Annotated in this window: 14 protein-coding genes, 1 tRNA gene and 1 pseudogene; 8 read left to right on the forward strand and 8 right to left on the reverse strand. The window is 62.6% G+C overall.

Annotated elements, in window-relative coordinates; translation table 11 throughout:
* Positions 1-37 precede the first annotated feature (37 nt).
* The 7 genes and pseudogenes from P8X48_08430 to P8X48_08460 all read right to left on the reverse strand — a co-directional run bounded on the left by P8X48_08430 (position 38) and on the right by P8X48_08460 (position 5406).
* A complete protein-coding gene (locus P8X48_08430) occupies positions 38-436 on the reverse strand; it encodes a pilin (GenBank protein MEJ2107341.1) in 399 nt (132 codons plus the stop codon).
* Positions 416-517: pseudogene (locus P8X48_08435) on the reverse strand (prepilin-type N-terminal cleavage/methylation domain-containing protein). The gene P8X48_08430 and the pseudogene P8X48_08435 overlap by 21 nt, the downstream one beginning before the upstream one ends.
* 470 nt (positions 518-987) lie before the next feature.
* Positions 988-2352, reverse strand: coding sequence for a sigma-54 dependent transcriptional regulator (locus P8X48_08440; GenBank protein ID MEJ2107342.1), 1365 nt, complete (start codon positions 2350-2352; stop codon positions 988-990).
* Positions 2349-4022: an ATP-binding protein gene (locus P8X48_08445; GenBank protein ID MEJ2107343.1), complete on the reverse strand. Its 1674-nt coding sequence runs from the start codon at positions 4020-4022 to the stop codon at positions 2349-2351. The genes P8X48_08440 and P8X48_08445 overlap by 4 nt, the downstream gene beginning before the upstream one ends.
* Before the next feature lie 41 nt (positions 4023-4063).
* Entirely contained in the window at positions 4064-4297 is a 234-nt protein-coding gene (locus P8X48_08450) for a PP0621 family protein (GenBank protein MEJ2107344.1), read from the reverse strand.
* Positions 4298-4318: 21 nt separating this feature from the next.
* Positions 4319-4395: transfer RNA gene (locus P8X48_08455), tRNA-Pro, on the reverse strand.
* Positions 4396-4401: 6 nt separating this feature from the next.
* On the reverse strand, positions 4402-5406 hold the full coding sequence (locus P8X48_08460; protein MEJ2107345.1) for a polyprenyl synthetase family protein: 1005 nt from the start codon (positions 5404-5406) through the stop codon (positions 4402-4404).
* 134 nt (positions 5407-5540) lie between these two features.
* Between P8X48_08460 and rplU the strand changes: the two genes are divergently transcribed.
* From rplU to proB, 4 genes are all read left to right on the forward strand, one after another.
* Positions 5541-5855: a 50S ribosomal protein L21 gene (gene rplU / locus P8X48_08465; GenBank protein MEJ2107346.1), complete on the forward strand. Its 315-nt coding sequence runs from the start codon at positions 5541-5543 to the stop codon at positions 5853-5855.
* Between the two features lie 25 nt (positions 5856-5880).
* Entirely contained in the window at positions 5881-6138 is a 258-nt protein-coding gene (rpmA, locus tag P8X48_08470) for a 50S ribosomal protein L27 (protein ID MEJ2107347.1), read from the forward strand.
* Positions 6139-6235: 97 nt separating this feature from the next.
* On the forward strand, positions 6236-7285 hold the full coding sequence (gene obgE, locus P8X48_08475) for a GTPase ObgE (GenBank protein MEJ2107348.1): 1050 nt from the start codon (positions 6236-6238) through the stop codon (positions 7283-7285).
* Positions 7263-8399, forward strand: a complete 1137-nt coding sequence (gene proB, locus P8X48_08480; protein MEJ2107349.1) for a glutamate 5-kinase — start codon at positions 7263-7265, stop codon at positions 8397-8399. The genes obgE and proB overlap by 23 nt, the downstream gene beginning before the upstream one ends.
* Positions 8400-8469: 70 nt before the next feature.
* Here proB and rpsT read toward each other — a convergent pair whose 3' ends face one another.
* Positions 8470-8736 (reverse strand): 30S ribosomal protein S20, encoded by a 267-nt coding sequence (gene rpsT / locus P8X48_08485; GenBank protein MEJ2107350.1) that lies wholly within the window; start codon positions 8734-8736, stop codon positions 8470-8472.
* A 150-nt stretch (positions 8737-8886) separates the two neighbouring features.
* On the opposite strand from rpsT, the gene murJ reads away from it, so the two are divergent.
* The 4 genes from murJ to ileS all read left to right on the forward strand — a co-directional run.
* Positions 8887-10440 carry a murein biosynthesis integral membrane protein MurJ gene (gene murJ / locus P8X48_08490; protein MEJ2107351.1) on the forward strand — a complete coding sequence of 518 codons (1554 nt, stop codon included), beginning with the start codon at positions 8887-8889 and terminating at the stop codon, positions 10438-10440.
* Between the two features lie 2 nt (positions 10441-10442).
* Positions 10443-10859 carry a DUF2203 family protein gene (locus tag P8X48_08495; protein MEJ2107352.1) on the forward strand — a complete coding sequence of 139 codons (417 nt, stop codon included), beginning with the start codon at positions 10443-10445 and terminating at the stop codon, positions 10857-10859.
* Positions 10860-10953: 94 nt separating this feature from the next.
* Positions 10954-11904, forward strand: coding sequence for a bifunctional riboflavin kinase/FAD synthetase (gene ribF, locus P8X48_08500; protein MEJ2107353.1), 951 nt, complete (start codon positions 10954-10956; stop codon positions 11902-11904).
* Positions 11901-14147: isoleucine--tRNA ligase (ileS, locus tag P8X48_08505; protein MEJ2107354.1), on the forward strand; the 2247-nt coding region annotated here is incomplete at its 3' end. The genes ribF and ileS, both read left to right, overlap by 4 nt.

The raw sequence follows: 14147 nt of genomic DNA on the forward strand, positions 1-14147 counted from the left end.
CGAGCGTCAACTCGTTCAAGCTGGTTTTGCTGCTAGCCTAGCTCTTCGGGCAATACTTGGTGCCCCACTGGCAGCTCGCCTTCCACTTGAGGTTTCCGCCGACGACCGACGGGACATAGTGAACCCACTTGCTCTGGACCAGGGTAGGCAGACCGGTCTTCGGGGTTTCCGTAAGATTACCGATGGTCGCGGTCGCGCCCTGCAGGGTCACCTCCACGGTACCGGTAGCAGTGGTAGCCACGCTGTAGACGTACTTGCCGGCATAGCTGGTGGCCGACTGCAGACCCAGGGAAGCCTGGGACGGCAACGGATTGCTCGCATCGCCGACAACGTAGCCCTCGCTGAAGGCAACGTCGATCGCCGTACGCGCAGCGCTCGACATGGACGCCGCTTCACCGACCTTCGTCTTGATGGTGTAGTCCTGGTAGGCCGGCACCGCGATGGCCGCCAGGATGCCGATGATCGCGACCACGATCATCAACTCGATTAGGGTGAAACCGCTCTGAACCTTCTTCATTTGTATGCGCCTCCGACTTCTCTTGAAACCATGGTTTATGCGCAAGTCCGAAAACATCCCGAAAAAAACCGGCTTGGGCCCAGTTGATCCGGCCCGGTCCGCTTGTACCCGGCCAAGGATACCCCGGCCGATGCTTTTCATGATGCCCTCGTTTTACGCCCTCTGTGTTGCGTCTTCCGTACTACAAACACGCCTGTATGTAGCAAAAGGGTTCCGGACGGTCAAACAGCGGCCGGAATCCTGCCCAATAGATATGCAGAGTCTGTGCCAACTGATTGGGAACCGCTCCCGTGCACTTATGGTTTGTTAAAACAGAAACTTATCACCAAAAGCTAAGACGATGTATATCATTTCACCTGGGCTTGATCAACGGGATTGACGCGCTTGGTCAGTGCCTGACAACACGGGTCGGTTTGCCCCTCTCCGGCAGGCCCGGAGAGCCGATGGACGGTTGCTCGCGGCGACTGAAATCATTCGATTCCCAGCTTCTCCAGCTTGTAGCGCAGGGCACGGAAGGTGATTCCCAGCAGCTTGGCCGCCGCCGTCTTGTTCTGGTTGGTCTTGTTGAGGGCGTCTTCAATTGCCGCTCGCTCGATTCGTGCGAGGTAATCGTCGAGGCCCTCGTCGCTCCCGGCCGGGGCCTCGGCGGCTTCCTGCGTCGGAGCTTCCGCGGGGGTCGGAGTCCCTCCCGGGAGCATCAGGTCACCGGCGGCGATGGTATTGCCGTCGCACAGGGTCAGGGCCCGTTCCAGGATGTTCTCCAGTTCGCGCACATTGCCGGGAAAGGCATATTGCTTCAGGGCCTGCAGGGCGTCTTCGGCAATCGCTGGCGCATCGATGCCCATATTGCCTGCCAGTCGGCCGGCGATGGCATTGGCCAGCAGGGGGATATCGTCCTGTCGATCCCGCAGGGGCGGCAGGGCAAGTTCGATGACATTCAGTCGGTAATAGAGATCCTGGCGAAACTGGCCTTCCTGGACCAGGGTCGCAAGATCCTTGTGCGTGGCGCTGAGGATGCGTACGTCCACCCGGTTTTCGGCCTGACTGCCTACGGGCCGCACCGACCGCTCCTGGATCGCGCGCAGAAGCTTCACCTGCATATGCATGGGCAGGTCACCAACCTCGTCCAGGAACAGCGTGCCGCCATCGGCGGCCGCGAACAGACCTTCCTTGTCCTGGGTCGCACCGGTAAAGCTTCCCTTCTTGTGACCAAAGAACTCGCTCTCCATCAGTTGTTCCGGAATGGCGCCACAGTTCACGGGCACGAACGGTTTGTCCACCCGCGGACCCAGTTCATGAATCAGTCGGGCTGCCAGTTCCTTGCCGGTACCGGACTCGCCACTGATGTAGACCGGTGCCTGGCCGCGGGCCAGCTTTTCGATCATTGCCCGAACCTTGCCGACGGCGGCGGAATCGCCAAGCATCTTGGATACGCCGCTGCCCGTCTTGGGAGTCTCCGTGGACCCCGGGGTCACCATGAGGGCGGCATTGACGATGTTGCGCAGGTCGTTGATATCTAGGGGTTTGGACACGAAATCGAAGGCACCGGCCTTGAGGGCGGTCACGGCCGTTTCGACGTTGCCAAAGGCGGTGATGACGGCCACGGGCAGGTCCGGGTAGTGGTCCTGGATGTAGCGCACCATATCGATGCCGTTTCCGTCCGGCAGGCGCATGTCCGAAAGACAAAGATCGAAATTGAATTCCTGAAGCAGGTGGCGCGCCTCGCCCAGGTTCGCGGCGGTCCGCGTTTCCAGGTTCATGCGACCCAGGGTCAGTTCCAGGAGCTCGCGGATATCGGGCTCATCGTCGATGATCAGTACTTGTTTTGCACTCATTTGATGGTCTGCTCGCTACATTCCTTGGCTGGTGCCATGGTGATCCGGAAGTTGCTCCCGCTCTCTCCCCTTGGCAGGTAGTCCAGCCGTCCCCCATTTCCCTCGCACAGCTCTCTGGATATATATAGTCCAAGCCCCGTCCCTCCGGGCGAGGTCGTGAAAAAAGGATCGAAGATCGTCTCCCGGTTTTCCGGCGGGACTCCGGGCCCGCGGTCCAATACTTCCAGTATAGGACGTTCCTGGGCGTCCATGCCTACCCGCAGTTCGATCAGGGCTTCTCCGGAGAAGGGGGGGCTGTGGCGCAGGGCGTTCTGGCACAGGTTGCCGACCACCTGGTACAGCTGGTCCTGATCGAAGCAGCTTTCGACGTTCTGTCCTTCCGGCAGTACGCGGATGGCCTCCCGCGGTATGTGGGCCCCCTGGACATACTGATTGACGAATTCGTTGAGCCACGGATGCAGTCGCAGCCGCCGGGGTTCGCTGTGGTCACGGCGGGCCAGCTGGGTGATGTTCTCAACGATGACATTCATGCGCTGTCCGTGGTTCTCGATGATCTTGATCAGGCGGGCGTCATCCGAGCCTTCGCTGACGGTTTCCTTCAGCAGTTGCGCGGCGTGGGTGATCGCCGCAAGGGGGTTGCGGATCTCGTGGGCGATGCTGGCGGTGAGGCGCGCGAGCGCCGCCATCTTCAACTGCTGGGCCTGTTGCTTCAGGACCTCGGTATTGTCGAGGAAAATCAGGAAGCCAAGATGATTCGTTTCGCTCCCGAGAACAATGAAGCGGGGCAGTAGCGTGTAGCCCGCGTCCGTGCGAACCAGCTGGCGGCCATGCAGAACCGGGTTCTTCCGCCACTGGACCATTTCTGCCGCGAGGTCCGGAGCGACTTTCGCAAGCGAGTGGCCAAGCGACAGATCGTCCAGTCCCAGGAAGGTACGGGCCGCACGGTTCATTTGCCGAAGAATACCGGTTGTGTCGCAAACCAGAACCCCGGACTGCATCCTTTCGATAATCAGGTCATTGATGTTTGCCAGGCTGGCCAGATCGCGACTCTGGCGCTCCGCCAGGGCGGCGGTGCTGCGCAGACGGGACGCCAGGGAGTTGCCGAGAGTTGCGGTGATGAAAAGACCAATGCCCAGAACCCCAACCTTTGGAAAGCCGTGGATGACATCCGATAGTTCATTGGCGCTCCCGATCAGCGCCCCGGCGGAGTGTTCCCCGAGCGCTGCGATCGTGGCGAGTGAGGCGAAAAACATGGTCGTGCGGCGTCCCATCAGCACGCTGCACTCGGCGACGGAGACGAGCAGCAGCAAGCCCAGGCCGCTGCCCAGCCCGCCACTGGCAAACATCAGCAGGGAAATCGAGGCGATGTCTGTCAGGACCAGTAACGTGGTCAGAAGAACGAATCCGAACCAGCGCCATCGGATGGCGAAGATCGCGACCAGCGCAAGCGCGCTGTAGCTTCCGCTCGTTATCAGGAACAGGAGCTTGAACCGGAGACCAAAAACCGCAGCGGCGCCGGCCGACGCGGCGCCCACCAGGGCCAGGGCAAGGATCAGGCGGTACAGATTGAACTGCTGCAACAGTTTCCAGTTCTGCGCTTGTACAGCTGCCTGGTCGGCTGCCGCCAGCGAGTGTACGGGTCTGCTCGCCTTTTTTGTCTTGCTCCCCATGCCGCGCTAATACAGCACAGAAACCCCGGGGACGCAAAGGATTAGTTCCTGGAATCGGCCTCGAGATGGGCCCGCGAGCAATAAGGCTTGTTGTCGCGGTAGACCGCCTCGTCCCGCGGGATGTGCAGGCCGCAGTGTGCGCAAGCGACCATGTCCGCCGAAGACTGCCGCTTCGCGGGAGGTCGTGAGGAATCGTTCGAGAGGGTGCGTTTCAGAAAGCGCCAGATGATCCAGCCGACAATCAGAAGAAGGATCAGGCGCAGAAGGTAACCCATGGGGATTTCCGTTATCGCAAATGGTCGGGGTGAGAGGATTCGAACCTCCGGCCCCTGCCTCCCGAAGGCAGTGCTCTACCAGGCTGAGCTACACCCCGAAGCGATCAGTGGTTGCGATGTATGGAGTAATACGTCAGATCGAGAAGTGCCTGCTTGTACGGCGACTCGGGAATCACCGACAGGGCCTGGCGCGCGGTTTCGGCGTGCAACTCGGCTTGGCGCGCAGTGTACGTGATGGACCCGGTCGATTCAATGGCGGTCAGCACGGCATCGATGGCATCGCGGTCCGCGTTTTCGATGGCGTTTCTGATCAGAGTCCGTTGATTCGCGTCGCCGACGCGCATGGCGTGGATCAGCGGCAGGGTGGGCTTGCCCTCGGCCAGATCGTCCCCGATCTGTTTGCCCATCTTTTCCTGGCTACCGTGGTAGTCGAGTACGTCGTCAATCAGCTGGAAGGCGTTTCCGAGGTTGAGACCGTAGCGGCCCAGATCTTCCTGCAGGGATTCATCGGCTCCCGCGACCAGGGCACCCAGCCGGGTCGCCGCCTCGAACAGCTTGGCCGTCTTGCCGCGAATCACGGCCATGTACTCGTCTTCTGTGGTGTCGGGGTTGTTGCAGTTCATTAACTGCATCACCTCGCCTTCGGCAATGGTGTTGGTCGTGCCGGCGAGAACGTCCATGATGCGCAGGTCGTTCAGGACCACCATCATCTGGAAGGAGCGGGAATACAGGAAATCCCCCACCAGCACACTGGCCTCGTTGCCGAACAGCGCATTGGCTGTGGACTGGCCCCGTCGCAGTTCGGACGCGTCTACCACGTCGTCGTGCAGCAGGGTGGCGGTGTGGATGAATTCGATGATCGCCGCCAGCAGGGCCACTTCCGGGCCCTGGTGGCGGCAGGCCCGGGCAGCCAGGATCACCAGCAGGGGTCTGAGCCGCTTGCCACCACTATTAATGATATGGGCCGCCAGCTGCTGGATCAGGACCACATCCGACGCCAGGCGGCGGCGAATCTCCTCATCCAGGGCATTCAGATCGTCCGCCACCAGCTTGCGGATGGCATCGATATCGATCTGGATGGCAGGGGTCTGAACGGTGCTTTGGCGCATGGGGGAGGGATGCTATGGGCTCGGCTTTTCCTGTGTCAAGTTGTTTGACCGGGGCCAGTCCAGCCGCTAGAATTGCCGCCCTTTGAGACCCCTTGCGCCGCAGTTTGCGGCGGTTTTCGGCCGGAGACAAGCAGATGTACGCAGTAATCGAGACAGGCGGCAAGCAATATCGCGTCAGCGCGGGCGATGTGCTGCGCGTGGAAAAGATCTCCGCCGAGCCCGGCGAGAGCGTGAATCTCGACCGTGTGCTGATGGTGGGCGAGGGCGACCAGGTCAAGGTGGGTACTCCGCTGGTGAGCGGCGCCTCGGTTACCGCCAAGGTGCGGGGCCACGGCCGCGACAAGAAGGTCCTGATTTTCAAGATGCGCCGGCGCAAGAACTATCGCCTGCACCAGGGCCATCGCCAGTACTACACCGAGCTTGAAATTACCGGAATCGGCGGCGCCTGAGCGCTGTACGTGAGGCAGACAAACCATGGCACACAAGAAAGCAGGCGGCAGCTCCCGTAACGGCCGCGATTCAGAATCCAAGCGCCTTGGCGTGAAGCGCTATGCCGGCGAGCACGTGCTCGCGGGCAACATCCTGGTGCGCCAGCGCGGCACCAAGTTTCACCCCGGCGTGAACGTGGGCAAGGGCAAGGACGACACCCTGTTCGCCAAGGCCGAGGGCCAGGTGGTGTTCGGTCGCAAGGGCCCGAAGGGTCGCAAGATCGTGAGCGTCACCCCCGCCTGAGCGGAACGGAAATCGGAGCCCGCGAAACCCCACTCTGGCGACGGAGTGGGGTTTTTCGTTTCTTGTGTGTGCACAACTCTCCCGGTAGCGTAAGTCCATGAAATTCGTCGACGAAGCAAGGATCGAGGTAGATGCCGGTGACGGCGGCAACGGCTGCCTGAGTTTTCGCCGCGAGAAATTCATTCCCCGGGGCGGACCCGACGGTGGCGACGGCGGTGACGGTGGCGACGTGGTGCTGGTGGGCGACGAGGGCCTGAATACGCTGGCCGATTTTCGCCACACGCGGCGTTTCCGCGCACAGCGTGGAACCAACGGGGCCGGTCGAAATCGCACTGGCCGTTCCGGTGTTGAATTGCTGGTCGATGTGCCGCTGGGCACGGTGGCCATCGACGCCGATACCGGCGAGCGCATCGGCGAGGTCACGGCCCACGGCCAGCGCCTGCTCGTGGCTCGCGGCGGCCGCGGCGGGCTTGGCAATGCGCACTTCAAGTCCAGCACCAATCGCGCCCCACGCCGAACCACGGGCGGGACGCCGGGGGAGCAGCGCGAACTGCATCTGGAGTTGCAGGTCCTGGCCGATGTCGGCCTGCTGGGTCTGCCCAATGCCGGCAAGTCGACACTGCTGCGTGCCGTATCGGACGCGCGCCCAAAAGTGGCGGACTATCCATTTACGACCCTGCATCCCAATCTTGGCGTGGTGCGGGTACAGGCCCATCGCAGCTTCGTCATTGCCGATATCCCCGGGCTCATCGAGGGCGCGGCCGAGGGGGCGGGGCTCGGAATCCGGTTTCTGAAGCACCTCGCCCGCACGCGCATCCTGCTGCACCTGGTGGACATGGCCCCACTGGACCCGGACGCCGATCCGGCAACGGACGTCCAGGCCATCGCCGCTGAACTGGAGCGATTCAGCCCGGAACTTGCGGCGCGGGAACGCTGGCTGGTGTTAAATAAGATGGATCTGGTCCCGGAGGACGAACGCGGGCAGCGACGGGAGCAGTTGGTGCGCGCCCTGAACTGGGACGGGCCGGTGTATGAAATCTCCGCCATCAAGGGGGAGGGCTGCCGCGAATTGACCGGGGACCTGATGACCCGACTGGAAACCATGAAAGAAACCGGAGAAACCGATGTCATCCGCATCCGCGACTGATCCCCGCGCCGGATTGCTTGCGGCAAGGCGCTGTGTGATCAAGGTCGGCAGCGCCCTGTTGGCGGGCGGCGCCGGTCTGGACCAGGACACCGTTGCCGCCCTGGGCTCGCAGATCGCCACCCTGCGGCAGCGTGGCGTGGAGGTGGTGCTCGTCACCTCGGGCTCGGTGGCCGCGGGCATGCACCGGCTGGGCATCCGGCAACGGCCCCATGCACTGCACGAATTGCAGGCCATGGCGGCGGTGGGTCAGATGGGGCTGGTTCAGGCCTACGAGAGCGCATTCCAGAAACACGGACTGCACACCGCCCAGGTGCTGCTCACCCACGACGATCTCGCCGATCGCGAACGCTATCTGAACGCGCGCAGTACCCTGCGCACGCTGCTGGGTCATGGCGTGATTCCCGTGATCAACGAGAATGATACCGTCGCCGTGGAGGAGATCCGCTTTGGCGACAATGACACCCTGGCCGCGCTGGTCGTGAACCTGCTGGAGGCCGAACTGTTGATCATACTCACCGATCAGGCCGGGCTGTACGAGCAGGACCCCCGCGCACATCCCGACGCAAAACTCGTGAGCGATGGCTCCGCCGGGGACCCGGCCCTGGCACGCATGGCCGGGGGCTCCGGTGCCCTGGGCCGCGGCGGCATGCAGACCAAGCTGGAAGCCGCGCGCAAGGCGGCCCGCTCGGGTGCGTCCACCATCATCTGTTCCGGGCGCGAGCCAGAAGTGCTCTCGCGCCTGTTCCAGGGGGAGGTTCTGGGTACGTGTCTGCGTCCGACGCAGGGCCGCCTGGCCTCGCGCAAGCAATGGCTGGCCGGGCAACTTAAGCCCCGCGGGCGTCTGATACTGGATGCCGGCGCGGTCGAGGTCCTGCGCCGGGACGGCCGCAGCCTTCTGCCCGTAGGGGTGACGGCCGCCGAGGGCCAGTTCCGTCGCGGGGAACTGGTGGCGTGCGTGGATCCCGCTGGCGTCGAGATCGCCCGTGGGCTGGTGAATTATGATCGCGATGACACGGTGCGTATCATCGGTCGGCCCAGTGGCGAGATTGAGTCCGTTCTGGGTTACGTGGATGAACCCGAACTGATCCACAGGGATAATATGGTGCTGCTCTAGGGTGCCGTTCTGGTAGCGGGCACAAAAAAACCGGCCATTGGGCCGGTTTTTCTTGCGTCCTATCCCTTGTTCAGGCGGACAGGGAACGGACGCGGTTGTTCAGGCGGCTCTTGTAGCGGGCAGCGGCATTCTTGTGCAGCAGGCCACTCTTGGCGCTGCGGTCGATCAGAGACACCGCTTCGCGGTAGGCGCTGGTCGCGGCCTCGCGGTCCTCGGCGGCCACGGCCTTGAGGACCTTTTTCATGTGGGTGCGCATCATGGAGCGGCGGCCAGCATTGTGCTGACGGCGGGTCTCGCTCTGACGGGCGCGTTTTCTGGCTTGTGCCGAATTTGCCACGGTTGACTCCTGATTTCCTGTCTTGCCCTGCCTAAGGGCGCGCAACTATGCGTTTTTTATCGTCCTTTGTCAATTCCCGCCGGGGCCGTCAGTGCATCCCCGGGGCGATTCGCTTATGATCGGACGCGATTTTCTGGCGGGAGAGAGGTGTTGTCCCACAAGTTGTTGCAGTCTACCGCCGTTACGGCCGGCAATACCCTGTTGTCCCGCATCGCGGGCCTGGTCCGGGACATCCTGCTGGCCTCACTCATGGGAGCCAGCACCAATGTGTCCGCGGATGCCTTCTACATGGCCTTCCGCATCCCCAATTTCTTCCGCCGCATCTTCGGCGAGGGGGCCTTTTCCCAGGCCTTCGTCCCGGTGTACACCGAGTACCACAGCCAGCGCAGCGAGCAGGAGCTGCGCCAGTTCACGGCGCAGATGCTCGGGGTCTTCGGAGGCCTGCTGCTGCTGATCACGATCGCCGGAGTATTGGGCGCGCCCTGGCTGGTGCGGGTGATCGCTTACGGGTACACCTCGGATCCGGAGAAATTCGCCCTTACCGTGACCATCCTGCGGATCACGTTTCCTTATTTGATGTTCATTTCCCTCGTCGCGATGGCGGCAGGCATCCTGAATTCCCATCGCCGGTTTGCCGCCGCCGCATTTACCCCGGTGCTGCTCAACCTGTGCCTCATCGCCGCGGCCCTGTGGCTGGCGCCGCGTATGGGGCAGCCGGCCCTGGCGCTGGGCTGGGGCGTGCTGGTCGCGGGCGTGATCCAGTTGTTGTTCCAGTTCCCGTTTCTCCTGCGTCTGCGCATGCTGGTGTGGCCCAGCTTCCGGGGCGGGGTGGGCGTGGTGCGGGTATTCCGGCAAATGGGCCCGGCGATTTTCGGGAGTTCGGTGTCCCAGATCAATATCGTGGTTAATTCCATCCTCGCCTCGTTCCTGGTCACGGGCAGCGTGACCTGGCTGTATTACTCGGACCGGCTGGTGCAACTGCCCTTCGGCGTTTTTGGAATCGCCCTGGCCACGGTCATCCTGCCGGGCCTGTCCCAGGAGCATGCGGAGAAATCGGAAAAGAATTTCTCCGACATGCTGGATTGGGCGCTGCGCTGGGTGGCGCTCATTATGGTGCCGGCGACGGTGGGTCTCGCGGTATTGGCTGAGCCAATCGTCGCCACCCTGTTTCAGCACGGAAATTTCAACGCCACGGATGTGGTCATGACCGGCCGGGCCGTGATCGCCTTCGCCATCGGCCTGGTGGGCCTGGTTCTGGTGAAGGTGCTCGCCCCGGGATTCTATGCGCGTCACGATACGGCGACGCCGGCGCGGGTCGCCGCCGCCGCATTCCTCGCCAATATCGTCCTTAGTATAGGTCTGGTCTTTCCGCTGAAGCACGTCGGCCTTGCCCTGGCCATTTCCCTGTCCGCGTACCTGAATGCGGTTGCGCTGTTTGTCATCCTGCGCCGGCGGAACATCTACCGCCCGGGACCCGGTTGGGCGGCGGTGATCGCCCGCATTGTGGTTGCGAGCGCGATCATGGGCGTGGTGCTATCCTACGGGAAGGGCGAGGTAGCCGCCTGGTTGAACGCTGCCCTGTGGGATCGGGTCTTTCGCCTGACCCTGTGGATCGGGATCGGCATCGGGGTGTATTTTGTCAGCGTGCTGATTCTGGGAATGCGGCCGGCGCATTTGCGCTGGCAAGAGGTACAAAGGTCGTGATCATGGGTGCGCTGGAAAACGTTGCGGAAATACTGCCCTGCGGAGAAACGCGGATCTTCTCCCTGTCCGAGGCGCAGTCCCTGTTTCCGCTGGTCTCGCGCCTGACCCAGGAGGCCCATGCCGAGCTGGAACCGGTGCGCAAAACCCTCGAAACCCTTCTGCCCACGGACCCGCGCCTGGCGGTGGTGGAAAAGACCTACGAGGAAACCGTCAAGCGATGGGTTGGCAAGATGGAGCGCCTTGGGCTGGTGGTGAAGGGCTTGTGGCTGGTGGACTTCGATACCGGCGATGGCTACCTGTGCTGGAAGTTTCCGGAGTTGCGCCTGGGGCACTACCACGGTTACGACGAAGGCTTTGCCAGTCGCCGGGTTCTCGAGCAGGTGGTCGAGGAACTCGATCCCGACTGGGCCCACGCCTGATCGGAGTCCGCCTTGCTGGACCTGCCCGGAGCGAACCGGTACCCTTGCCCGCTTTACAGCGTTGCACTGATTAAATCCCCGTAAAGTCATATAGATGGAGCTCATACGCGGGCTGCACAATTTGCGATCCCGTCACCGTGGGTGCGTCGCCACCATCGGCAATTTCGACGGCGTACACCTGGGCCACCAGGCCGTGATCGGCCAGTTGGCGGAGAAGGGCGCGGCCCTGGGTTTGCCCACCACCGTCATCATCTTCGAGCCCCAGCCGCTGGAATTTTTTCAGCCGCAGCGCGCGCCGGCGCGGCTGAGCCGCCTGCGGGAGAAGCTGCAGGCCCTGCGCCGTTTCTCCGTGGATCGGGTTCTTTGCGTACGCTTCAACCAGCGCTTCGCAGACATGGAGGCGGAGGAATTCATTCGCCGGGTGCTGGTCGACGGCCTGGGCGTGCAGTACCTGGTGGTGGGCGACGATTTTCGATTCGGTCACGGTCGCCGCGGCGACTTCGAAATGTTGCAGCACGCCGGGGAGACCTACGGGTTCCAGGTGGCGCACATGCACACCTTCCGTCTGGACGGAGAGCGGGTGAGCAGCACCCGGGTGCGTGATGCCCTGGCGCAGGGGGACCTGCCCATGGCCGGGCGTCTGCTGGGCCGGTCCTATCGCATGAGCGGTCGCGTCGCCCACGGCGACAAGATTGGCCGGACCCTGGGCATTCCCACGGCCAATATCCACCTGCATCGTCAGCGCTCGCCCCTGCAGGGGATTTTTGTCGTTGACGTCTATGGACTGGATCCCGAACCCCTGGGGGGCGCGGCGAGTATAGGCACCCGGCCGACAGTGGACGGGACCCGCACCTTGCTGGAGATCCACCTGCTGGATTTCGGCGACCACATCTACGGCCGCTACCTGCAGATCGACTTCCTGCACAGGATTCGGGACGAGGAAAAATACGATACGATGGATGAGTTGAAACAACGCATCGAACAGGACATTGCCGAGACCCGGACCTGGTTCGAGGCAAATGACAGCAAGAATAATGCATCATGAGTGAGAAGAACCAATATAAGGATACCCTCCACCTGCCGAAGACCGGCTTTCCCATGAAGGCCGGTCTCGCCCAGAGGGAGCCGGAAGTGCTCAAGCGCTGGCAGGAAATCGGCCTGTATGAACGCCTGCGCAAGGTGGGCGATGGACGACCACGCTATGTCCTGCACGACGGGCCGCCCTATGCCAATGGCGACATTCACCTCGGTCACGCGGTGAACAAGATCCTCAAGGACATGATCGTCAAGGCCAGGGGCCTGGAAGGTTTCGATGCCCCCTATGTTCCGGGATGGGACTGCCACGGCCTGCCCATCGAACTGGCGGTGGAAAAGAAAATCGGCAAGGCCGGCACCCAGGTGAACCCGAAGAAGTTTCGGGACGCCTGCCGCGACTATGCGCGCAAACAGGTGAATCGCCAACGCGAGGATTTCATCCGTCTGGGCGTGGTCGGCGACTGGAGCAATCCCTACCTCACCATGGACTACGGCTTTGAGGCCGACATCGTTCGCAGCCTGGGTCGGATCCTGGACAAGGGCTACGTGACCCGCGGACACAAGCCCGTGCACTGGTGCGCCGATTGCGGTTCCGCCCTGGCCGAGGCCGAGGTCGAGTACGTGGACAAGACCTCGCCGGCCATCGACGTGCGTTTCCCGGTGGTGGACGAGGCGGAGCTCCTGGCCCGCAGCCAGCATCCGCCGGGCGAACGTGCCGGCGCCGGACCCGTGCACGTGGTGATCTGGACGACGACGCCGTGGACCCTGCCGGCCAACCAGGCGGTGGCGCTGAACCCGCAGCTGGAGTATGTGCTGGTGCAATGCACGGGCAGCCTCGGCCCCGAGCGTCTGGTCCTGGCAGAACCGCTGATGAAGGACGCCATGCTGCGCTGGGACATCGATGACTACCAGGTCATCGCCACCTGCACGGGCGCCGATCTCGAGGGCTTGATGTTGCAGCATCCGTTCTATGACCGTCAGGTGCCGATCATCCTCGGGGATCACGTTACTACCGAGGCTGGTACCGGCGCCGTCCATACGGCCCCCGGCCACGGCCTGGACGACTTCGTCGTCGGTCTGCGCTACAAGCTGCCGGTGGAGAATCCCGTGGGCGATGACGGCAAGTTCGTGGATGGAACGCCGTTATTCGCCGGCGAGCATGTGTTCAAGGCGAACGACCATGTCATCGAGGAACTGAAATCCCGCGGCATGCTGGTGCATGCGGAGGCACTGCGACACAGCTACCCTCATTGCTGGCGTCACAAGACCCCGATTATTTTTCGCGCCACCTCCCAGTGGTTTATCCGTATCGACGGATTGCGTGATGCTGCCTTGCGCGCGATCGAGGAGACGCGCTGGATCCCGGAGTGGGGCGAGGCACGGATCGAAGGCATGGTGGCCAATCGTCCCGACTGGTGCATCTCGCGTCAGCGGGCCTGGGGCGTGCCCATCGCCCTGTTCGTGGACCGGGACTCGGGCGAGGTGCATCCGCGTACACCGGAATTTATCGAACAGGTTGCCGAGCGAATCGAAAAGGAAGGTATCGACGCCTGGTTCGATCTCGATCCGAAGGAGTTGCTCGGCAACGAGGCCGGGCAATACGACAAGGTCACGGACACGCTGGATGTGTGGTTCGACTCCGGGGTGACCCACGCCTGCGTGGTGGACCGGCGAGAGGAACTCGGCGGTACCCCGGTCGACCTTTATCTCGAGGGTTCGGACCAGCATCGTGGCTGGTTCCAGTCGTCCCTGCTGACATCGGTGGCGCTGCGCGACCGCGCGCCCTATCGCATGGCGCTCACCCATGGTTTCACCGTGGATGAAAAGGGCCACAAGATGTCCAAGTCCCTGGGCAACGGAATCGAACCCCAGGACATCATCAAGACCCTCGGCGCCGACATCCTGCGGTTGTGGATTGCGTCCACGGACTATCGTGCCGAGATCGCCCTGTCCGACGAGATCCTGAAGCGCATGTCCGATTCCTACCGCCGCATGCGCAATACGGCCCGCTACCTGCTCGGCAATCTCGCCGGCTTCGAACCGGCAATGCTCATGGATCCGGCGGAGATGCTCGCCCTGGACCGCTGGGCGCTTACGCAAGCCTATGAGTTACAAGAGAAAATCAAGCAGTCCTATAACGACTTCCAGTTTCACCAGATCTACCAGAGGCTGCATCAGTTCTGCGTCGTGGAAATGGGCAGCTTCTATCTCGATATCCTCAAGGATCGTTTGTACACCATGCCGCTTGCCAGC

The organism is Acidiferrobacteraceae bacterium (assembly GCA_037388825.1).
In the GTDB taxonomy this organism is placed as follows: Bacteria; Pseudomonadota; Gammaproteobacteria; order Acidiferrobacterales; family JAJDNE01; genus JARRJV01.

What these genes read in the sequence shown, in the direction of transcription:
- P8X48_08460 (MEJ2107345.1), bottom strand. Translation starts at nt 5,406, where the DNA reads ATGCGCCAAAGCACCGTTCAGACCCCTGCCATCCAGATCGATATCGAT.
- P8X48_08440 (MEJ2107342.1), bottom strand. Translation starts at nt 2,352, where the DNA reads ATGAGTGCAAAACAAGTACTGATCATCGACGATGAGCCCGATATCCGC.
- P8X48_08445 (MEJ2107343.1), bottom strand. Translation starts at nt 4,022, where the DNA reads ATGGGGAGCAAGACAAAAAAGGCGAGCAGACCCGTACACTCGCTGGCG.
- ribF (MEJ2107353.1), top strand. Translation starts at nt 10,954, where the DNA reads ATGGAGCTCATACGCGGGCTGCACAATTTGCGATCCCGTCACCGTGGG.
- rplU (MEJ2107346.1), top strand. Translation starts at nt 5,541, where the DNA reads ATGTACGCAGTAATCGAGACAGGCGGCAAGCAATATCGCGTCAGCGCG.
- rpmA (MEJ2107347.1), top strand. Translation starts at nt 5,881, where the DNA reads ATGGCACACAAGAAAGCAGGCGGCAGCTCCCGTAACGGCCGCGATTCA.
- obgE (MEJ2107348.1), top strand. Translation starts at nt 6,236, where the DNA reads ATGAAATTCGTCGACGAAGCAAGGATCGAGGTAGATGCCGGTGACGGC.
- P8X48_08495 (MEJ2107352.1), top strand. Translation starts at nt 10,443, where the DNA reads ATGGGTGCGCTGGAAAACGTTGCGGAAATACTGCCCTGCGGAGAAACG.
- proB (MEJ2107349.1), top strand. Translation starts at nt 7,263, where the DNA reads ATGTCATCCGCATCCGCGACTGATCCCCGCGCCGGATTGCTTGCGGCA.
- P8X48_08450 (MEJ2107344.1), bottom strand. Translation starts at nt 4,297, where the DNA reads ATGGGTTACCTTCTGCGCCTGATCCTTCTTCTGATTGTCGGCTGGATC.